The following is a 21,583-nucleotide window of genomic DNA, read 5'->3' on the forward strand; positions in this document are numbered from 1 at the left end:
TAGAATTAAAATTTGACAAATAGAATCGAGCCGAAAGTTTTAAAAAACCTTCGTGTAGGGAGTACTTACCAATAAATATGAATTGGGGAAAAGCAACAGGTTAGCCTTTATCTAAGGCGGGGTAACTTGGGATGATATGTGTGCTGTTTTCTTCATTAATATTGCAAATGTAATATTTTCAAATTATTTAAAAAAAATTTTAGCCATGAAATATATTATGTAGTTTGAATTTTATTACGTGTGGATAGATAATCTTAGGAGAGAGAATTACTACCCATAAATTCCTTTTATACTACTCAAATTCTTAAAAAACTGATATCTGTTGATTGAAGGGTGATATAGACTTCAATCCTTATGTGTTACAATAATGTAAGCATTCCAATTTAAATTATTATTGAGGAAAATTCCTTCTGTAAATACGATTCAAAATAGTTCGAAAATTGTTCAAAACCGCTTATGTGCATTAGGAATAGGATTGTTTAAACTGTTATTATTTCGATTTAAAGTTGTATTCAATATTAATAAAAACCACACTTAACATTAACTTAATATATGGATCACCTTTTGTTCATACCTTTGCAAAAATAATAACTATGGACAATTATTTATATCTCGTAATTATTACGCTGATCACTTTAGGGATTATCGACCTCATGGTCGGCGTAACCAATGATGCTGTCAATTTCTTAAATTCGGCTATTGGCTCCAAAGCTATTTCTTTCCGCCTGATCATGATTCTCGCTAGTGCGGGTATATTGTCTGGGGCGGTTTTCTCAAGTGGAATGATGGAGATTGCACGAAGTGGAATTTACGTTCCTGGTATGTTCAGTTTTAATGATGTTATAGTTATCTTCCTCGCCGTCATGATTACAGACATCATACTCCTTGATGTATTTAACTATTTCGGACTCCCGACCTCTACAACAGTATCCATCGTCTTTGAACTCCTAGGGGCTGCGGTCTGTCTTGCACTCTATAAAATAGTAAGTACTACAGGCGATTGGTCGACGCTTTCGCAGTATATTAATACAGAGAAGGCCTCCGAGATTGTCATCAGCATCCTCTTATCCGTGGTGCTGTCCTTTACTGTGGGTATGGCGGTACAATACCTTTCTCGACTCATATTCACCTTTCAGTACGAACGTAAGATCAAATCCTTCGGAGTTATATTTGGTGGTATCGCCTTAGCCTCCATTAGTTATTTTATCCTGATTAAAGGAATGAAGACCGTTTCTTTCATCGATAAAGCAACGAAGGAGTGGATTAACACGCACGAGCTGCATTTGATATTGGGAAGCTTTGTGCTGTTTACGGTCTTTAGTTTTATACTTATCAGGTTAAAAGTGAACATCCTTAAGGTCATTATCGGTGTTGGTACATTCGCTTTAGCTTTATCTTTTGCAGGAAACGATCTGGTTAACTTTATCGGAGTACCCGTAGCAGCCATTCAGGCCATCGGTTTCTTTCAGACATCTGGTGGCAATCCGGACACCTATATGATGTCAGAATTAGCTTCTGCGGATATTGTTGCCCCAGCTTGGATATTATTTATCGCGGGTGGTATCATGATGATTACCTTATGGACATCCAAAAAAGCGAAGACTGTTATTGAAACCGAGATGAGTCTCAGCAGTCAAGACGGCGGTTCCGAAAAATTCGAACCGAATATTTTATCGCGTTGGATAGTACGCGGTTTTGTAAATATTGGAGGAGCAATTAGCTATCTGATGCCACGCACCTTAAGATCACGTTTAGATAGCCGTTTCGAAAATACTTCGTTAGGCAAAAAGAATCAGGAGGAGGAGCCAATGTTTGATATGGTGCGCGCATCTGTCAACCTAATGGTGGCCAGCAGTCTTATTGCTTTAGGAACATCGATGAAGCTTCCGCTGTCTACAACCTATGTTACATTTATGGTTGCGATGGGAACTGCTTTTGCCGACAGAGCTTGGGATAGAGAAAGTGCAGTATACCGTGTCTCTGGTGTATTCCATGTCATCGGAGGCTGGTTTCTTACTGCTGCTACTGCTTTTGCGGGTGCATTTATCATCGCTTATTTACTTAAAATAGGAGGGATTATTAGCTTTGTTGGTGCACTTATATTCTTGGCCATACTCTTGGTATTTAATGCTAAAAGCCATAAAAAGAAAGTTGCAGCACAGGCAGAGCGTAAATTAAAACTTGGTAGAGAAGATATCCATACCTTACAGCAGGTTTCTGACGCTAGTGCCAATCAGATCAGTGAAGTTTTTGCCAAGTCCAATATCTTCTATAAAGAGATTGTAGACGGTCTTATCAAGAACGATTTGACGACGCTTTCGATGAACAAGAAATTGATTAAGAAATTCTTGCGTGATCTGGATTCGACCAACGACAACCTTTACAACTTTATTCGCAATCTGGATGACACTTCCGTTAAAGGAAGCAGATTCTACATTATTTCCTTAGGTTATCTGCAGGATATCGTCGAGAATCTTTATGTAATTGCTGGCAATGCACACAATCACGTCGATAACAACCATAAACTGCTTAAGGAATATCAGGGGAATGATCTGAGGTTAGTTGCTGATGAGCTGGGTAACTGGTACGCTGAAGTATATAGTTTGTATAGGCGCCGAGACTTCTTAAAGCTTGATTCAACCATGAAACAGCGCGATCAGCTTCAGAAGGTTATTAACGATCTTTTGGACAAGCAGATTGACCATATCCGGACAACCGAAAATAGTCCTAAGAACAGTAAACTTTACTTCTCTATCCTGTTAGAGACAAACGAGCTGATCAGCTCTACATTTAAACTCTTACGGTTATTCAAGGAGTTTGAAGAGTTCAAACTGAACAATAAAAAACAAAACTAACATCAGTTAGTTATCAAAAGCCCGAGGTTCCTTCGGGCTTTTCTTTTTTTAACAATTTATTCTTTTTCATTTGCCATAAACCTAATGGGGGCAATATTTTGATGAATGATAAATTATTGTAATAAATCTAAAAGTATCTAACTGTAGATTGAATATTAAAGTGTTTTTTGTATTTTTATTCTTCGCCGTTTGAGCCTAGTTGGTCAAAGGATTAAAATCTGAAAATTGTAAGAATATCTATTGTAACGTAGTGCAGAAGTAATCAATTAATTATTGAAGCACATATTAATAGACGAATTTATTATGTCTGTTATCCCAGCTTTGTTAAGTAACGGAACAGGGCAATTTAAAGACAGAAGACCTGAGCAGGTACTTTGAATTCATCACAATAAAGACACCTGAAACAGAATTAGTAAAATTATATTATAAAAGAAAGAATTAAAATGAGCAAAATCATATTTGACAGCGGAATATCACTTGATGGATATTTTGCAGGCGATCATAGAAGTCCTAACAATCCAATGGGAGGTGTTTCAGAAAAACTACACCAATGGATGTTTAACCAAAAAGCCTTTTGGAAATACTTGGGGTTTGAAGGAGGCAAAGAAGATGGGCCTGACGGTAAATATATTAGAGAGACAATTGAACGAACAGGTGCATTCATTATGGGGAAGAGAATGTTTGAAGAAGGGGAGGTAAGTTGGCCCAATGATCTCTATAAAGCAGATGTTTATGTATTAACACATGAAGAGCGAAAGCCTTGGATTCAGGAAGGAACGACAACTTTTTACTTTATAAATGATGGAATAGAGTCTGCTTTAGACAAGGCAAGACAATCAGCAAATGGAAAAGACATAAGAATACAAGGAGGTGCCAACACTATTCAACAATTTTTAAATGCAGGACTAGTGGACGAATTTTTGATTCACATTGCACCTGTATTCTTAGGTAGCGGTATCCGGCTGTTTGACGGAATTGATAAAGATCGATATGATATACAAATTGAAGAAATAATACCTTCAGACCTAACGACCCATTTGAGATACAAGCTGACAAAAATATAATAATAACCAATTAATATAATAAATCATTTGGTATTCAGAGGTTATAGATAAAATTATTTAAAAGATAAAGTGTTAGTCTTGAAATATGCAATAACGATGGCAACAAGATAACTGATTGCTCAACATTCATGTGTTTTCATCCTGTTGAATATTGGATTAAAGAACGGTGGGGTATAATACGGTATTATACTCAGTAGAAAGCACTCATAATTAAATGCATCATTTGCTAATAATAAAAAAACTCCTTTAAGGACAATGTGATATTAATTTTACTTGTTTTTTTGTTTAGCATAACAGTTTAGTTAAAGCCTTTAAAATAAGATTTTTGGTAATACCTTATATATAGTATTATACAAGCTTTTTAATTCAAATTGTAAGTGTTCTAAGCAATAATGCGAATTTATGTCTAATTCCTTTTCATTCACCATATATTTAATATTCTTGTCATTTAGACAAGAATAGGCATTGTTCTTTCTTTAAAGAATCTTAATTGTATTTTTTTTGCAGGGTAGTCTGTTCAATTTTGTGAAATAATCAAAATAAAACTGTTATGATTATTTATATATTTCCTACTGTTGTGATGAACTGTAAATTTTGAACTCACATATGATTAAATCCGATCCATAAATTGATTTAACGTATGTAGTTCATTATAGTAAATTCATAGAGATAATTATATTTTCGCTTTATAAACATTTACCTTATTGCCGTCAATTATTTCAGTGCCTGAAACAGATACATACTCACTATTTCGCACCATTGCGCTAGATATGTATGAACTTGAATAATACCATCCAAAAGATTCAAAAAAAATTTTGATTTTTTCTACAATCATACCTGCTGAACAAAATTGTTCATTTTTCAATAAGTAAAAAGTTATTGCATAAGTAATGCTTGGCCGCTTTTCTAATAGGCTATAGTAAGCGACATTGTCTTTGTGGATTTGTTTAAGAATATTACGAGAATTTCCCTCAATCGCAATTTCTGGACTGTTAAACTCTATTAGTGTTTTATTAAAAAATGAGCTTGCTATGTTAATGTCCTCGATATTAAATAAAGCTTTCTCTTTTCTTATTCTAGCTAATGTTCTAGTTGATTTGTCAATAAGATTTGCAAAATCCGTATCATTAATACCATTACTATCAATTAGCTTAAGAATATTTTTGGTTATTATTTTTCTATCAATATTCATCATAACCAAATATGAAACCGACGAGAATTACAAAAAGTGACATAATATTCTTTTTTTGTAATTTGTTTACTTATCTTTGATTTAGAAAGAGAGTAATATGTGCTTTCTTGAAGAACTTAGGTGTTTAAACTAAGAGTCTTGCCGTCACAATATTCTCACGCCACGACGCAAGGCAGCAGATTAAACACCCATGTCTATACTTTTATGCTATATTTGCATAACAGGTAGATGTGGGTCTGCTGTAAATCCGTGTCGTGTAGGGCGTGAGAAACTTTATTGTGACGACGGTTAGTAGACCCACATGTATCTTGGATCTTTCTCGCCAACAAGACTCGTTAACCAATAGCGAGTATGAACAAAAAACAGACCACCAAAAATATCATCAAGCCGGCAGATTAGATCTGTTGCGCAAAGTCACTATGGTGACTATCCATTCAAAATGCAATACTGAATACCAAATTATAACCTTTGACGAAGACTATTAATTGCATTTTTTCCAATTTATTTTTTAACTATTGAAAGTTGAACAGGGGGCTTCTTGCCAAATTTTTAGCTCCTGATTCACTTTCAGTATAAACCTTAAAAAAATGCAAAAAACTTGCTACAGGGAGAGCTATGCGCTGTCCCCAGGGAAAGAACTGTCTTCGTTTTTGAGCGAAAAACGTGTCTCTTTTACTAAAAAACCAATTATGGTCACAGATTTACCCGAATGTTTATTTAAAAGGTTCGATCCAAAATTTAGATATGTAACGACGCTGTCAGCATTGAGATATGTGAAAGGTGAACGGCCATCACAGCGTTATTATTCGCTGTTGATACACCTTTCAGAACCTTCGGATTCCTTTAGTCTGGTCGTGCGCAATGAAGCTATCGATGTCCTGCGAATCTCGCTGATCAATATGAAGATCTATGAGATTTACCTTTTCGCCTTAGCGCTACCAGCCGACTTTCCTGTCAGCCAGATAATGGTGCTAGGAGAGGACCGTGAACGGTTTATTCCCAATGAAGAAAAAGAAAATACTCCCGGATACTGCTATGAATTAACGGTGCCTGCGAAGACAGAACGGGAGGAATACCAACAACGGATACTGAACGATCTGAATAAACACTTTAAGCTTGATGTAAGAATCGAGAAGCTGACCGTCGTAAAAGATAGCCGAAAGGTCGTTAAAATGACTGGTGAATCGACCGAACTGATCTGGGCTGAACAACTGACGATGGTTATGAAAGCTAAAGCTGCAGTAGAAAAGAATCAAGAATTCATATTACAAAAGAATTAAATAAAGTTTCACTACCTGTGGACGCCGATTCTGCCGAGGAATAGATTGACAACCTGGTCAACCCTCGGTAAGAAACGGTGATAGGGGAAACTTTGTCCAAAAATTAACAATAATGAACACATATATATTCTACATAAACAAGCTCTGGAGTTATCTCCGGAAGCTTCTTAAGCCACAAGGAGCAGACATACTGCTGATAAGTAAGGTGCTCCTAGTGTGCTTATTCATGACTTTTCATATGTTAAGTAATGCTCAGACGCCCCGCAAGGACAGCGGGGCTGATGGGCCTATGAATCATGTGCTACACGGTACAGTTGTATCTGCCGTAGACAACAAACCTTTAGATGGCGTATCTGTCCGAGTCGAAGCCGAGAAGGCTAGAACCTCAACCAAGAAAGATGGAACTTTCAGCCTTTCCGTCGGGAGTCTTAAAGGACTGGTAAAATTCACTTATGTCGGCTACAAAAGCCAAGAAATCAATTATACCTTAGGAGTATCAATTGTTGTAAAATTGATACCTGAGGATAATAAACTTGACGAAGTAGAAGTTGTGTCGACTGGATACCAGAAGATACCGAAAGAACGAGCTACCGGCAGTTTCGAGTTTGTCGATAATAAGCTTTTCAACAGAAAGGTGTCGACAGATTTTGTAAGCAGGCTGGAAGATGTGGTGCCGGGGATATCTTCTCTAAAAGTGTTTCCTGAAAATAAAGGTAAACTTTTAGGGATAAACATTCGGGGCGTAAGTACAATGCGATCAAATGTCTGGCCTCTAGTTGTCATTGATGGAGTGCCTTATGCAAATAATTTTGATATGCTGAACGGTTATTTTATGAATATCAATCCCAATGACATAGAAAATGTTACTGTATTAAAAGATGCGGCTGCATCATCTATATGGGGAGCTCAATCTGGTAATGGTGTTATTGTGATAACAACAAAACGTGGAAAATATAATCAGCCTTTTCAGTTATCAGTGAATAGCAACGTGACTATTGGAAACAAACCTGATCTTTATTACTATCCTCAGATGAATACGTCAGATTATATAAATCTGGAAAAGGAACTTTTCGACAAAGGCTACTGGGATAGCCGTATGTATGATTATTCTCAAAATTTAACACCAGTAATTCAATTGTTGAAAAGGCATAAAGAAGGTGATTTGAATGAGGCTGATTTGAACAGACAATTGGATGTCTTAAGAGGAATTGATATGCGCGATGATTTCAATAAGTATATCTATAGAAGATCAGTGAACCAACAATATAATGTACAATTAAGGGGTGGATCTGAAAAGATGAATACCTCTTTTTCCATAGGTTATGATAAGAATTTGGATAATCTGGTTACTTCTTCTTACAAGCGGTTCACAGCAAAGAATAATACACAGTTGCGTCCGATTAAAAATTTGACTTTAGATTTAGGGGTCACTTATACAGAATCTAAGCGAAAAGAAGCGCAGTCCAATATGGCCGGATATAATGCTATGGGCAGAGGAGTCGGAAACTTTCCTTATATGCAAATGGCAGACGCTAACGGTATTCCTTTAGCCGTAGATGCTATTGGATTTAATCCCATATTTCGTGATACTGTGGCTGGCGGACGATTGTTGGACTGGAAGTATCGACCTTTGGAAGAACTGGATGAATCGCACCTATTAACGAATATTAGGGAAACGTTTTTGAATCTAAAGGGGACTTATCAAATCTTACCATCCTTATCAACTTCCATCCTTTATGCGTATCAGAGAGCATCGCAGCCTTCGGAAAACTGGAAAGGAATAGGTTCCGCCTCGCAACGTGAGTTTATCAATTATCATGCATCATGGACTGAAGATGAGGTTATCTGGAATCTCCCGGTTGGTGATCAATTAAATATTCTGAACCGTAATAACAGTACGCATCAGATGCGTTATCAGATCGATTTTCAGAAAAATTGGAATGAGATACATGATTTTAACATGATCGCAGGGGCGGAGATTCGGCAGATAAAAAGCGATATGACTTCATCTGTATTTTGGGGATATGATAAGGAGGTACTGACCCATCAGCCAGTTCAATATGGAAAGCTGGTTCCTGCTTTAAATGGTATAGCAGGAGGGATGTATCTTGAAGATATTTCGCAGATGGAAGCTTATACCAATCGGTACACTTCTTATTTTTCTAACGCCTCTTATACTTTTAAAAAACGGTATATCTTAAGCGGGAGTGCTAGAAAAGATGCATCGAATCTCTTTGGTGTAAAAACCAATGACCGTGGTCAGCCGTTCTGGTCTGTTGGTGGTGCATGGTTATTATCCAACGAGCCTTTTATCGATAATAGGCTATTCCCAATGCTCAAGTTTCGCGCTACCTACGGATTTAATGGTAATGTGAACAATAGTACCTCCGCATATCCCATTATTAATATTCAGACATCTCCCAATTATATAACTGGTCAGCCTTATGCGAATATGCAGTCACCACCTAACCCCAGTTTACGATGGGAGCGTGTTGGAATGCTGAATTTAGGTTTTGATTTTGCTTTTAAAGACAGGATATCAGGATCTGTAGAATATTATATCAAAAAGCCAAAAGATCTCATCGCTGCAACTAAGATTGATCCAACTACCGGATACAGTTCTTTAAACATTAACAGCGCTGATCTACACGGCCGAGGAATTGATATTTCTTTAAATAGTGTGAATGTGAAAACTCCTGCTTTTCAATGGGTTACAAATTTGGTCTTTGCTTATAACCGAACTCAAGTATCTAAGTCATATTTAACAAGCAATAGGGGTAAAGATTATATAACCGGTGCTTACGGTATGCTCTTGACACCGATAGAAGGAATGGATCTATATAGTTTATTAACCTATAAATGGGCAGGACTGAATCCTGAAACAGGGATGCCGCAAGGTTATGTAGACGGACAGGTGTCAGAAGATTATGCGGGTATTGTTAACAGAAGTACGGTTCAGGATCTGGAAAATCATGGTACATTGAAACCTCCTTATTTTGGTTCTTTTCGCAATAGTTTTACTTATCATAAGTTGGAGATATCCTTTAACATTTCATATCAGTTGGGACATAAATTTTTAAGGACATCTTTTAATAACAAATTATTTATCGATAACGGGGTAGGGCATTCAGATTATGCACTGCGCTGGCAGCAAGCAGGAGATGAAGTTAGGACCAATGTGCCCGTTTTCACTTATCCTAACAATTTATATGCGAGTGATTTTTATCGGATTTCATCACCATTAGTAGAATCTGCTAGTCAGATTAAATTGCGCGATTTACAATTGAGTTATTCATTGGGAGCGTTACATAAAATAGGATTGAAGAATATGCGCGTATATGGGTATGCGCAAAATCTGGGCACAATATGGCGGGCAAACAAATTGGGACTTGACCCTGAGTCTGGCAACGCTATACCTGATGGATTATCCATTTCTCTTGGCCTTAACTTTAACCTTTAAATCAAAGATCATGAAATTTACAGTTTTATATATATTACTTGTCCTGTTCTTGGGAACATCCTGTTCCGGGTTTTTGGATTTAAAACCGGAACAAAAAATGGCTGTTCCGAAAACACTTGAACATTGTGAATTATTGCTCAATGATTACAGTGCAATGAATACGGGATACCCTACCCTGGGAGAAATCGCTGCAGATGATTACTACTTGAATACTTCTGATTGGAAATCACTTTCTAATTTTGATGAACAGCAAACCTACAACTGGTCACTGGAATTTATGACGCTAAATACCCATTGGCAAAATCCATATAAAACAGTATATCTGAGTAATCAGATTCTGTCCATATTAGCGCAACTGGATCAAAATTATGATAAAGTAAAATATGGTAAAATACTCGGAGCAGCACATTTTTTTAGAGCTTTTGCTTTCCATCAAGCAGCTTCTGTTTTTACAATGCCCTATCAAGCAGAAACTGCGGAAACTGAAATGGGAATTCCATTGCGTCTGAAACCAGAACTTGATTATAAATCAACCCGGAGCAGTTTAGCAGAAACCTACACACAAATTGTATCGGACTATAAACAGGCGATTCGCTATTTACCTGAGGTCGAGACTTTAAAGGGAAGACCGGGTAAAGCCGCGGCATATGCTGGCTTAGCAAGGGTGTACCTGGATATGCAGGCTTATGATAAAGCTTATGCTAATGCAGATTCGTGTTTGAGATTGAGGCCTGAACTGCTCAACTATAAAGACTTAAAAGCTTCTGCTTCTTTACCCATTACTAAGTTTAATGTAGAAGTTATCTTTCCTGCAACAAGTATTTTTAGTAGTCCCCTGGGGCAGTCATTCGCCCGTATTGATCCCGATCTTTTTAAATCTTACGGTGAACATGACTATCGTAAAGGGGTGTACTTTAAACCTAATACATCTGAGGCGGGGACGTACGCATATAAAGGTTCTTACGATAATTCTACAACAACTCCTTTTATTGGGTTAACAACCAGTGAAGTTTATCTGATTCGGGCCGAAGCTGCTGTACGAACAAATAAAATTGGCCAAGCATTAGGTGATCTTAATATCCTTCTGAAAAATCGGATTAATCCTACTTTTTTTACGGAAATCGCAGAAACTGATCCAAATGAGCTTTTAAGAATTGTCTTACAGGAACGGAGAAAGGAATTGGTTTTTAGAGGTAGACGCTGGTCTGATCTGAGAAGATTAAATCTGGATGACCGTTTTAAAAAAACTTTAAAACGTAGTATAGATGGACAAAACTATACACTTGAACCAAATAGTTTGAAATATGCACATTTAATACCTGATCTCGTCATATCAGAATCAGGAATAATACAAAATAAACGCTAAAATCATGTTGAAAAAATATATTACACTATTAATATTTCTATTTTTGAGCTCATCTATGTGGGCTCAAAATACGGAAATATTAGATCGAAGTCTAGAATTGCGAGTTGGACAGCCAATTCCTGATACCCAAAAATTATCCGTATTAAATAGCGCTAAAAATCAAATTTCACTGGATCAATTATTTAGTAAGATCATCATCCTTGATTTTTTCGATACGTTTTGTACAAACTGTATCGCAGCAATGCCTAAGTTGCAAAAACTACAAAATGAATATGCAGATAAAATGCAGGTCATTTTGGTCACTTGGCAGGATAAGGCCACTATTGAAAAATTCTTTAAGACAAATGTATTTCTGAAAGAAAATAAGGTGAAACTCATTACTGTATATGCAGATACCTTATTACGGAAATATTTTCCTCACAAAGGAGTACCGCATACCGCATGGATTTATAAAAATAAAGTTCAGGCAATTACTTTTTCGGATTTTGTGAAAGCTGAAAATATTGAGCATCTATATGCAAATGGTTATATTCAGTTGCCTGTTAAGTCTGATTTTAATGATGGTCTTAAAAATGATACCATAAATGAGAGGGGCAAACAATTGGGATCTGTTTCTATTTCAGCATATAAAGATGCTGTAGATCCAAATGGAATTATAATCAAATACGATTCTATATCAGGTATGCAAAAAAGTTCTTTTTACAATATTGATATTTTAGGTGCTTATACTGGAGCTTTGAGTAAAATCAAAAAACCTGAGTTTTTATTAAAAGATGAGCGTATAGTTTGGAAGGTAAGAGATTCATCATTGTATAAGTATCCAAATGGAGAAATTGCTTTTAATGAGTGGCTGTTGCGAAATGGAATTTGTTATGAACGTTATGATCATGTTGTAAAACCTGATTCGGTACAAGCTCAGATCATTTTAAATGATTTAAATGGTTTTTTAGGATTGCATGTTTATTGGTCTAAAAGAGAAATGCCTTGCTTGGTTTTACAGAAAACTAATTTTGAAATTTCAGAGGCAAACTTAGATAAAAAAGAAGGTGGGATGGACGGATCCAGTGTGGTTACATTTATGATTGATTACCGTGGAAATTATCCTCCTGTGATTGATGAAGCACATACATCGGAAAAAATCCATTTGAAAAATTATTCGAGTATTGAAAGTATGAATAAGGAACTATTAAATTACGGCTTACTATTACGAAAGGAGAATAGAGAAGTGGATGTTCTCGTAATTGAGGAAGTCCGATAATGCATAAGGGGTTAGTTTTTGCTAACCCCTTTATAATAAAGTTATGTTTTGCGGTTAATCCGATTAACTTTTCAACTTAACATTCGCAGAAGGAGTCCTACTGTGTAGGGCCAAAATCATTTGATCTTTCAATGCTTCTGTAAGCTCCGGTTTGTTATTTGAGTCCGGGTTTGCTTGCACTGCGCAGATCTGATTTGCTCCAGCACAAGAAGGCGTTGTGCTTTGGAATGTATAGTCTTGAGAATCTGTTGGATTACCACTTGGGTCTAATGTGAACCAATTCATAATTACTTATTTCTTTAGATACTATCATAATTTAGTTAATTGATCTCGAAGACATTTTTATACGCTTCGGCCCCCTGCAAATTCCGAAAGGAAGATGCTTTTTTTGGCTTTAGGACTCCTTATTTGACCAAAAACTTTTTCCATGTACCATTTTCTGGGGAATGTCGTAAATCTACGTCCATGTGCATCGCGCACCGGACCTGCGCAACAGCAGTTTCCGAATAAAGACCTGCGGTTTACCATAATCTGTCCAGCAGTTCTGCAGCTCATAGCTGTAGACTCGTAGCTCATCATGGAGCTAGCGTAGCGTCCGTTTTTTGGCTGCCTTCCAGATTGTCCTTTACTTGTCTTCTTTTGTTGCATGATGATTCTGTTAATATTCCTTTTTTCTTCTTTCGTATATTTCAAAGATATAATATCGATATTGGCTAAAACCGGTCATATGGTGACTGAAAAATGTTGTAATTTTGATGATTTGACATTTTTTTACGACTATCCGCTATCTCTTCTTGTAACCAGTTTTTTCTTAGCACGGTATATGGAGCTTTCAGATACATGAAGCAATCTTGCAAGTTCGTTATAGGTTAGATTGCGGTATAGCTCGGGTAACTGATCGGCAAGATAGAATAAGCGATCTGTGGCCAGGGAGATTGCATCCATAACCCTAAAGTGATCCAGTTGGTATTTCTTTTTATGTATTAAAAGCTGCAATAAGGTATCGATACCTTTATCATTGTTGCGGTAGGATTTTATTTTTTTGTAGGGGATCTGCAGTACGATTCCTGGCTTGATAGCAACAATATCTCCCAGTGCCGGGCTTTGGCTGTAATAATGCATGGTCGTGAAAAAGCCCATATTGGGCAGGGCAACTGTCAAGATCTGTTTATTGTCGTTACATGAGATGTACCGTTCTTTAACCAAAAAACCACGTAGTACGATATACAGATTTTCTTGTTGACCGTCCGATTCATATAATACTTGCCCTTTTTTAACATGTAGGATCTGTGCATTTTTCTCCAACCAGTTTCTATGGAAATCTTCAAAAGGTGGATATATCTTTCTCCAATAGACATAAAAGTCTTGCAATGCTTCTTTTTCTGTGTAATAGATTCCCATAGTTTAGTCTAAAGTTTTATAAAGCACAGCGGTATTGCGTAGACGTCGCAACTGTGCGTCGCTAAGATTCGTAAATACAGCAATTTCATTGTCACTCAAATAGTCGATATAGGGTGCGTACTCTTCCAAGAAGTAATGTAACCTTTCATGACGATCGGAAAGCTGTCTCAAAAATTCTGATAAAAAGTGTTTGGAACCATATAGAAGATCAATATTTGCTCGCCACTGATTGAATTCCGCGACATCTGTGCTGATCATATGCAGTTTGTCTAGCGGTATTTCGAGCAACCAGGTAGGTGCCAGCGCTTTTGTATAAAACCGAAAATAGATCTGATCATAGATCCAGCAGGTGTCGGGAGTCAAGAGTTGGATCAATGATGAGGGCTCAATACTCCGTTTGGTACGATGGTATTCTTTTATCAGTCCGTGAACCAAAAAGAAAAGGCTGGCTTGGGGGTGTTCTAATCTTTGACCAGGTTTCAAATAGTGAACCTGAATACTTGCTATTAATTCCTGTTCATGCGAACAGCATTGGATACCCAATTCTTTTAACCGGAGAAAGAAATAGGGGAGTAACCGCGCTTTAATTTCAACATCATTTTTCATATCTATTAAGATTTAGAGATCAACCTATGTAGCATGTTGGTGTTATATTTTTTTATAATAGGTCGCGTCAAATAACATATAAATTGATCTATCATAAAATTAAGGCCTAATATGATAGTCTGGAAGGTATCTTTTATTCCACAGCTTGCTCTTTGGAGGTATTTATTATGCACTTGTATTGTTTTGGTTTATAAAATGTTTCTAAATGAAATGTTTGAGTATATTTTATACCATTTGCTGTATTTTATATAAAATTTGGTAAAATAAATTTTTGTTTAAAACGATATTTTAATACATTTAAAGTTTCTGTTATTTATAGTGTTAAATATGTTGCTATATATAAAGTAGTTTTATGAAAGAATTCCATGATAACCTATTTGAACTGATCGTTAGAATTGAGCCGGATCCAATCATCCGTGCCGAGAAATTGATAGCGGTATTTGGCGTTGGAAAAAGGTCTATTATCAACAGGGCGAAAGGATATACGGTGCTCCGGGTGGATGAAATACAGAAATTGATGGCAGTTTTTAGTTTCAGCTGGATAGATATAGCAAAGCTAAATGGTGAAGCTTATTTTGACAGTTCATTATATGATTATGTCAGGCTTACAAAGGAAAATTTTTTTCGTGAAATCTCCAAATATGTGCGTATTTACCGAGACCTTCTGGAAGAGATGTTACAGATGGAGAATCCCTGGATTAAGATCAGCTGCTCGGATGTACCGATGTTTCATATCATGAGATTTGAGCATTTGACCTATTTTAAGCTCTATATGTATTATCATCATAAGTTTGATAAAAGCATCACTTATGAAAAATTTAAAGAACAGTTAAAATTGCTCTGCCTGGATGTATCTTTTGAAACTATAGCACAAGCTTATGCTTCCATTAAAAGTTTTGAAATTTGGGATCGTAAAACTTTTGAAGAATTGCTGTTGCTGCTTAAAGAATGCAACGATTACGGCAAATTTGAAGAAAATGATTCACTGCGCATATTAATGAAAGAAACGAATTTACTGGCCAGGTACCTGAATACGTGTGTAAAGTCTGCCCAAAAAAGTGATCGGGCGGAAGTGAAGTTTTACGAGTATGAATCCATTCTGAGGGATGGTTTTGTGGTTTTTGGAAATGGAGAGCGTCCGTTTAAATTGAGCAAGAATGAATTTATGCTGCAGAGTTTTGTAACCAGTGACCCGATACTGATGGCAGATTTTAATGATTCATTTGCTGCATTGATAGGCCGTTCTAATTTTCTGATCAAAACTTCGGTGCGAAATCAATGTTCTTTTGGTACACATTTTCAGCAGCTTTTCAAGCTGTACAAGAAATGTATTTTCCATCACAAATAGCGCTTTTTCTTTAAACCTGTCAGTTGCTGACTATACAGCAGTTTAGAAGGGAATTGACGCTAACATGAATCATATGGAGGAAAACCAATCGTGTCGTTGTCTCGGACAACCATCGGAACCAAAGGGCTGCCAGCATAATTGCTGGCTTGTTTTTTTAGAGTCCTTGAGAAAAGAGATCCTGGATTGCAAAACGGAAATCAAAGATCTGATCTGCCGTAAAATTCCCGATCAGCCCGTGGTATTGGTAAGTAGTAGAGAGGTATGCCAATACGCAGTCATCACTCCTAAAACACTCTACCGCTGCGAGAAAAAAAACATGATCAGCTACCATAGCAGGACCAGTAAAGGCAAACTGTATCGCTATGAGGATATGGTCAAACTGAAAAAAATATACCACAATCTACCTGATTGAGCATACCATTGATAGATCTATATTCCGCCCGGAATAGCGACCTTATTTCTTCTTTCGTATTTCCGTTTCTACTTCAATTTTTTTTAACTTTTGCTAGGGTTTACTAGCCATTGTATTCGCACACTGTTCGGGAAGGCTTCGGCAATCCTCTACCGTTTTCCTTCTTTTTGTCTACTTTTTGTCTACCGTTTGTCTACTGTTTCGGTATAGGCGAGGTATAGGAATGGTATAAGATCGGTATACTTTTACCGAATAAAGGGCGAACAAGTCCCGAGCAAGTCCCAAACAGCTCTCGAACAAATGAGCTTTAAAATTGGCCAGTGACGGAGTAACAAAGTGATCAGTGGCAGAGTGAAAATAGACGTTCATTCTAACGTTCTAACCTTATAATTATTTAACCATCGAACTCATTAAGAAAACGCATAGGACAGCAACTGGACAATTTACTTTTCTTATGGTTCTTATCCCCAATTTGGATTGGTCAGCAAGTGGACAAAGGTGTTTTACCTCTTGATTTTGAGCTGTTTCATGTCGTATGTTTGCTTTTGTAAAGTGAGCTATACCGGTATGCATCAATGCTTTATGATGGTTTAATTTTTAAAAATAAAAACAATGGGAACAATTTTGCACGGAGCGCTAGGAGGATTTAGCGGTAAAGCGGGAGCTATTATAGGTTCTAGCTGGAAAAGTATTAATTATATTAAGGGATTGTCTAAGAAGCGGACAAAACCTGCATCGGAGGAGCAGCTTATACAGCAGGCGCGTTTTTATACGATTGCCAAATTCATCATGCCGATAGCACCTTTTGTCGAGCTGGGCTTCGGTCAGATCAATGCCGATACCATGACACCTACCAATGTGGCACTGCAGACCAATATCAAGACCGCGGTGGTGGGTACATATCCCAATTTTACGCTTGACTATAGTAAGATCTTGATTTCAAAGGGTAATCTGCAACCTGGTGGTACCATCGGAGCCAGCGCTTCGATCGGTATCCTCTCGGTTACCTGGTCGCCCGAGGCTATTGAAATACAGAAAGGCGAGTTAGATGATGCCGTACATATTTTGTTGTATGTACCTGCTATCGATGAGTTCTTAACGGCTCCTGTTCCACCGACTAGAGGAAGTGGGGCAGTGGATATCGAATATCCTGAACATTTCATGAGTGAAAAGGCACATGCCTGGATGTTCTTTGCCGATAGAAAAGGAAAACGCATAAGTAGAACGAATTATCTTGGTGAACTTGATTTAACGTAATGGTTTAACCTGTAGCCGGTGTAAAATGCCGGCTACTTAATCGATGTAAGATGAAAAAAAATCAAAGTGAAAATGGTAGTCAGACGGTACGCTTAAAATTTCAAAAGGCCCGTCAATTTTTAAATCCTGTCAACGCAGTTATCCAGCTGGGGTTCAACCGCAGCAAAAACAAAGGTACTGCTATAGGTAGAGCCATGTCGTTTACCTTGCATAGTGCAATGGAGGGAACGTACCCTGATATCACGGTGAATCCGGCCAAAGCTAAACTAAGTGTGGGCACTAAGGGTGTTTTAACAGATGTACAGGTTGACCGGTCGTCGAACACTATCCGTATGAATTGGGATTCGACTGTCAGTTCAGGAAATAGGAATATTGCTGCAGATGACCGGGTATTGCTTTGTGCTTATGCGGTAGAGCAGGAACTTGCAGCGGTCAACGAGGGACAGGTGTGGCGCAGCGCTGGCCAAATGGATCTACAGTTGCCTGACGGGATGATGCACATGCCAGTTCACCTTTATTTAGTTGTGTACGACAGGAATAAACGTAACTGCAGTGACAGTCAGTATCTGGGGTTACTTAAATAGGCTCATGGTGATGAAATCTGTAGTAAAAGTATTGCGTAAAAAGCATGGGAAGAACAGTACCCTGTCTGAAATCTACCTGAATAATCAGTTTATCTGCTATGGTCTAGAAGACATCCCTCGGGAGAAAAAGATACCAGGAAGTACGAGCATTCCTGCAGGAAGATATAAGCTTGGTTTCAACTGTGATGGCGGTATGAACGGTAACTATTATGAGCGTTTTCCTAAACTCCATAAAGGAATGATCGAAATCAAGGATATTCCTGGGTTTAAATATGTCTACATCCACATCGGAAATACGCACAAAGAAACGGCTGGTTGCCTGCTCGTGGGAACGGGTTATGTGTTTGAAAAAGGAGAGTATCGTTTGCTACAGTCGGTGATGGCGTATAAGAAATTGTATGCATTGCTGGTGGAATTGATGGTTAGCGGGGAGGTGTTTATTAAAGTTGGTGAGTAACGTAGTGATAGATTAACCAAATAACTAGTGAACGATTTGTCACTCATGCCGTGACAGGCAATTACTTTTTTTCGTTAAGGATTTGATTTTATTGGCACTCAAGATTCTCTTCGAGGTTTTCCTTGATGAAAAAAGTAATCAAAAAAATCAAGGTTGCATTCCTTAATGCTATTTCACCTTAAATAGGCTAAATGAATTTAAACTCGTTTCACTCAGACAGAAATTCATTTTTAACGCCTCTTTTTCGGTGCAATTACGCAGTCGGAACGCTAGACCTTTTAATAATTAAAAATATGAAAAAGATAATTCAAAAAATAAGCCGTGCGCTACAGGTGGTGCTGATGGCGCCAATTAAATTGCCGGGCAAGGCATTAAATATTATTAAGTATTTAGCACTGGGTCTAGGTGTCGTGGAGACGGTGCTGGATGATAAAGATAAAAAAGGAGAGGAGGAGTCACCTCCGGCAGACCAGCTTTTAATTGATAAAGAAAAGGAGGTGCAGGATGAAAGGCAATGATATCCGTATCGGTACTTTAGGGGGTACCCTCTGTTCGATATGGGCTAGCTTTTCTCTTGGTGATGTTGTGCATACAGCTTTAATGGCCGTAGTCGGGACAGTCGTAAGTTATGTGACAAGTCGGTTGTTGGGGAAATTGCGAAAGAGAAAATAATTCATGAATGCGCTCCTATTTTAGGAGCGCATCCAGATTATTAACCTGAATTATCGCGGAAAATTTGACGATTTATGTGTGCTATTTGAAGCCCGGAAATTTGATCCGAGATATGAAATATTTAGGTTTGAGCCACTTATTGTTCTAAATAGGCAGCTTGCCTCATCAGTAATGCGCGATATTTATTAAAGACAGCAGACTTGGATAAAAAGCCTTTGTATTTTCCTGTTTCATCGATTACGGGAAGCATCCACACATCTTCTTTTTTCATTTTCTGCATAACCACTTCCATATTGGTGCCCATTTTAATAATGTCTATAGGTTGCTGTGCCAGTTCGCTCATTTTCATTTTTAAACCATCGACATTCTCACCTAGCAAAATTTCCAGTAAGCGCTCACTATAGATAAGTCCTATAAATGTTCCATCATAATCTACAACAGGAAAAATATTTCTTTTGCTGTGGATAATGTCATGATTTCTATCTTTGGCAAATTCATCAGGACGCATGATTGTGAAATTATTTTCAAGTAGATGACGTAGTTTCATCATACTTAGAACTGTTCTGTCTTTGTCTTCGTACGTTAATAAGTCGCCCTGTTCCGCTAATACCTTGGTGTATATCGAATGTTTCTGTACTGCACGGTTAATGAAATATGTTGTGGCAGCGACCAGCATAAGTGGAACCATCAGTGCATATCCGCCCGTGATTTCTGCGATAAGAAATATCGCTGTAAGAGGGGCATGCATAATACCGCTCAATGCTGCAGCCATACCAACCACCGTGAAATTAGCAACATTTAGATCTACAAGACCCGTTAGATTCATTCCATATGAAAAGGCAAATCCGATAAGGCCACCCATGATAAGGCTTGGGCCAAATATGCCCCCATTGCCGCCACTGTTTAAAGTAACCAAAGCTGCAATAGATTTCGCAAATACGGTAACGATAGTAAATGCAACAACAAGCCAGCCTATATCGCTATATTGAGAAAACATACTGTTGCTCAGGATGTCCTGATGACTTCCGTCTAATATTTTTTGTATTGTGATATAGCCTTCGCCATAAAGTGAGGGAAATAAGAAAATTAAGATACCAAGACTTATTCCACTTACCCATACTTTACGGTATGGATTAGTTATTTTTGAATATAGATTCTTCAGCCAAGTTGTTAATCGAGCAAAGTAGATTGAAAATCCTCCAATAATAGTTGCTAATCCAAAGTAATAAATTAGGGCGTGAAACTCCCAGTCATCTGTTACCAAGTGGAATAGGGGTTCGCTGTACAAGGAACGCGAAACAGCTGCTGCTGTTGCCGTAGAAATTAAAAGTGGAATAAATACGGGTATTGAAAATTCAGGAAGGAGAATTTCAATCGCAAAAATCATTCCGGCAACCGGGCTGTTGAATGCTCCAGATATTCCAGCGGCCGCACCACAAGCTAGTAAAAGCGTTACTTCCTTGTAATTAAGACCGAAAAAACGTCCCGTATTTGAGCCTATTGCTGCTCCGCTATATGCTATCGGTGCTTCAAGACCTGCAGACCCACCGAAGCCAACCGTGATCGCACTGGTAATAATTTGAGAATAGATATTGTGTGGCTCAATGCGACTTGATTTGCGGGAAATAGAATAAATAATCGGAGTGATACCATGCTCGAATTTTCCTTTTTTAATGAACCGTCTTACATAAATAACACTTAATAAGATACCTATTAAGGGGAATAAGAGGTAGATGTAATATTTATATTGTGATTGAACTTCGTTCTGTAGCGACGAAGCGATCCAGTGAGTCATTCCTTTAAGTGTTGCCGCGGCAAAACCACCTATAAGACCTACTAAAAGAGCAACAATGACTAAAAAGTTTTTATTTGAAATCTTTTGGGTGCGCCATCTATTAAAGCGCTCAAGCTGAAGATATAATCTTCCTATCATGACATTTTTAATTTGCTGTTCACAAGTGAAATTATTGTGACTGTGCAAATGTAAGATTTCAAGATAAATCCTGGCAAGTATTTATAATTTTTTTATTAGATGTAATCGGTTTTTTAGTATAGCAGTGATCATGAAGATTTTAAGTTTATAATCAGATGATTGATAATCCCAGGATTTTGATATCATTCAATGATATACTTTTTTTATAAATCATTGCTTAGTTCATCTTGAAACAAACAGTCATATAATAATTTGCTTTTATGATAGTTTATGGTTCATCTTAAAAAGATTACGTATTGGAGTGGATTGCAGAAAACAAAATGTGCTGTGAATTGTTTCTTATATGCGATCAAAAGAGTGTACCACTACACTCTTTCTTTAAGTTAATAGTTTACGAATAGCGGTTTGACCGTTATTCGTATTTTTTATTACTGAATG

The 21,583-nt window shown here is 37.4% G+C and carries 19 protein-coding genes; 13 read left to right on the forward strand and 6 right to left on the reverse strand.

Annotated elements, in window-relative coordinates; all coding sequences use genetic code 11:
* Positions 1 to 593 precede the first annotated feature (593 nt).
* Positions 594 to 2,855, forward strand: a complete 2,262-nt coding sequence (locus tag JAZ75_RS16365; protein ID WP_208696725.1) for an inorganic phosphate transporter — start codon at positions 594 to 596, stop codon at positions 2,853 to 2,855.
* 443 nt (positions 2,856 to 3,298) lie between these two features.
* Entirely contained in the window at positions 3,299 to 3,919 is a 621-nt protein-coding gene (locus JAZ75_RS16370) for a dihydrofolate reductase family protein (protein WP_208696726.1), read from the forward strand.
* 673 nt (positions 3,920 to 4,592) lie between these two features.
* Here JAZ75_RS16370 and JAZ75_RS16375 read toward each other — a convergent pair.
* The gene (locus JAZ75_RS16375) at positions 4,593 to 5,114 is read right to left on the reverse strand and encodes a hypothetical protein (RefSeq protein ID WP_208696728.1); all 522 of its coding nucleotides are present in this window, start codon (positions 5,112 to 5,114) and stop codon (positions 4,593 to 4,595) included.
* A 584-nt stretch (positions 5,115 to 5,698) separates the two neighbouring features.
* On the opposite strand from JAZ75_RS16375, the gene JAZ75_RS16380 reads away from it, so the two are divergent.
* From JAZ75_RS16380 to JAZ75_RS16395, 4 genes are all read left to right on the forward strand, one after another.
* Positions 5,699 to 6,391 (forward strand): hypothetical protein, encoded by a 693-nt coding sequence (locus JAZ75_RS16380; RefSeq protein ID WP_021191085.1) that lies wholly within the window; start codon positions 5,699 to 5,701, stop codon positions 6,389 to 6,391.
* Between the two features lie 112 nt (positions 6,392 to 6,503).
* Entirely contained in the window at positions 6,504 to 9,851 is a 3,348-nt protein-coding gene (locus JAZ75_RS16385; RefSeq protein WP_208696730.1) for a SusC/RagA family TonB-linked outer membrane protein, read from the forward strand.
* A gap of 10 nt (positions 9,852 to 9,861) precedes the next feature.
* Positions 9,862 to 11,217, forward strand: a complete 1,356-nt coding sequence (locus JAZ75_RS16390; protein ID WP_208696732.1) for a RagB/SusD family nutrient uptake outer membrane protein — start codon at positions 9,862 to 9,864, stop codon at positions 11,215 to 11,217.
* Between the two features lie 4 nt (positions 11,218 to 11,221).
* The gene (locus tag JAZ75_RS16395; protein ID WP_208696734.1) at positions 11,222 to 12,475 is read left to right on the forward strand and encodes a TlpA family protein disulfide reductase; all 1,254 of its coding nucleotides are present in this window, start codon (positions 11,222 to 11,224) and stop codon (positions 12,473 to 12,475) included.
* Between the two features lie 63 nt (positions 12,476 to 12,538).
* Here JAZ75_RS16395 and JAZ75_RS16400 read toward each other — a convergent pair whose 3' ends face one another.
* From JAZ75_RS16400 to JAZ75_RS16415, 4 genes are all read right to left on the reverse strand, one after another.
* Entirely contained in the window at positions 12,539 to 12,760 is a 222-nt protein-coding gene (locus JAZ75_RS16400; protein WP_021191364.1) for a hypothetical protein, read from the reverse strand.
* 57 nt (positions 12,761 to 12,817) lie between these two features.
* Positions 12,818 to 13,123, reverse strand: a complete 306-nt coding sequence (locus tag JAZ75_RS16405) for a hypothetical protein (RefSeq protein ID WP_208696736.1) — start codon at positions 13,121 to 13,123, stop codon at positions 12,818 to 12,820.
* Between the two features lie 129 nt (positions 13,124 to 13,252).
* Positions 13,253 to 13,876 carry a Crp/Fnr family transcriptional regulator gene (locus JAZ75_RS16410; protein WP_208696738.1) on the reverse strand — a complete coding sequence of 208 codons (624 nt, stop codon included), beginning with the start codon at positions 13,874 to 13,876 and terminating at the stop codon, positions 13,253 to 13,255.
* 3 nt (positions 13,877 to 13,879) lie between these two features.
* Entirely contained in the window at positions 13,880 to 14,482 is a 603-nt protein-coding gene (locus JAZ75_RS16415; RefSeq protein WP_021191360.1) for a hypothetical protein, read from the reverse strand.
* Between the two features lie 352 nt (positions 14,483 to 14,834).
* Here JAZ75_RS16415 and JAZ75_RS16420 point away from each other — a divergent pair, with 352 nt between their 5' ends.
* The 7 genes from JAZ75_RS16420 to JAZ75_RS16450 all read left to right on the forward strand — a co-directional run bounded on the left by JAZ75_RS16420 (position 14,835) and on the right by JAZ75_RS16450 (position 19,212).
* Positions 14,835 to 15,830: a hypothetical protein gene (locus JAZ75_RS16420; RefSeq protein WP_208696740.1), complete on the forward strand. Its 996-nt coding sequence runs from the start codon at positions 14,835 to 14,837 to the stop codon at positions 15,828 to 15,830.
* 163 nt (positions 15,831 to 15,993) lie between these two features.
* Complete coding sequence (locus tag JAZ75_RS16425; protein WP_156169801.1) at positions 15,994 to 16,242, forward strand: hypothetical protein; 249 nt, start codon at positions 15,994 to 15,996, stop codon at positions 16,240 to 16,242.
* A 612-nt stretch (positions 16,243 to 16,854) separates the two neighbouring features.
* Positions 16,855 to 17,499, forward strand: a complete 645-nt coding sequence (locus tag JAZ75_RS16430) for a DUF6266 family protein (protein WP_021191356.1) — start codon at positions 16,855 to 16,857, stop codon at positions 17,497 to 17,499.
* Positions 17,500 to 17,549: 50 nt separating this feature from the next.
* The gene (locus JAZ75_RS16435; RefSeq protein ID WP_232789234.1) at positions 17,550 to 18,083 is read left to right on the forward strand and encodes a DUF6266 family protein; all 534 of its coding nucleotides are present in this window, start codon (positions 17,550 to 17,552) and stop codon (positions 18,081 to 18,083) included.
* A gap of 10 nt (positions 18,084 to 18,093) precedes the next feature.
* Positions 18,094 to 18,540 carry a DUF5675 family protein gene (locus JAZ75_RS16440; protein WP_208696744.1) on the forward strand — a complete coding sequence of 149 codons (447 nt, stop codon included), beginning with the start codon at positions 18,094 to 18,096 and terminating at the stop codon, positions 18,538 to 18,540.
* A 293-nt stretch (positions 18,541 to 18,833) separates the two neighbouring features.
* Entirely contained in the window at positions 18,834 to 19,058 is a 225-nt protein-coding gene (locus JAZ75_RS16445; RefSeq protein ID WP_156169747.1) for a hypothetical protein, read from the forward strand.
* The gene (locus JAZ75_RS16450) at positions 19,045 to 19,212 is read left to right on the forward strand and encodes a hypothetical protein (protein WP_021189707.1); all 168 of its coding nucleotides are present in this window, start codon (positions 19,045 to 19,047) and stop codon (positions 19,210 to 19,212) included. The genes JAZ75_RS16445 and JAZ75_RS16450 overlap by 14 nt, the downstream gene beginning before the upstream one ends.
* A 136-nt stretch (positions 19,213 to 19,348) precedes the next feature.
* Here JAZ75_RS16450 and JAZ75_RS16455 read toward each other — a convergent pair whose 3' ends face one another.
* Positions 19,349 to 21,145, reverse strand: coding sequence for a chloride channel protein (locus JAZ75_RS16455; protein WP_208696747.1), 1,797 nt, complete (start codon positions 21,143 to 21,145; stop codon positions 19,349 to 19,351).
* Between the last annotated feature and the right edge of the window lie 438 nt (positions 21,146 to 21,583).

Source organism: Sphingobacterium sp. UDSM-2020, from assembly GCF_016132525.1.
Taxonomy (GTDB): Bacteria; Bacteroidota; Bacteroidia; order Sphingobacteriales; family Sphingobacteriaceae; genus Sphingobacterium; species Sphingobacterium anhuiense.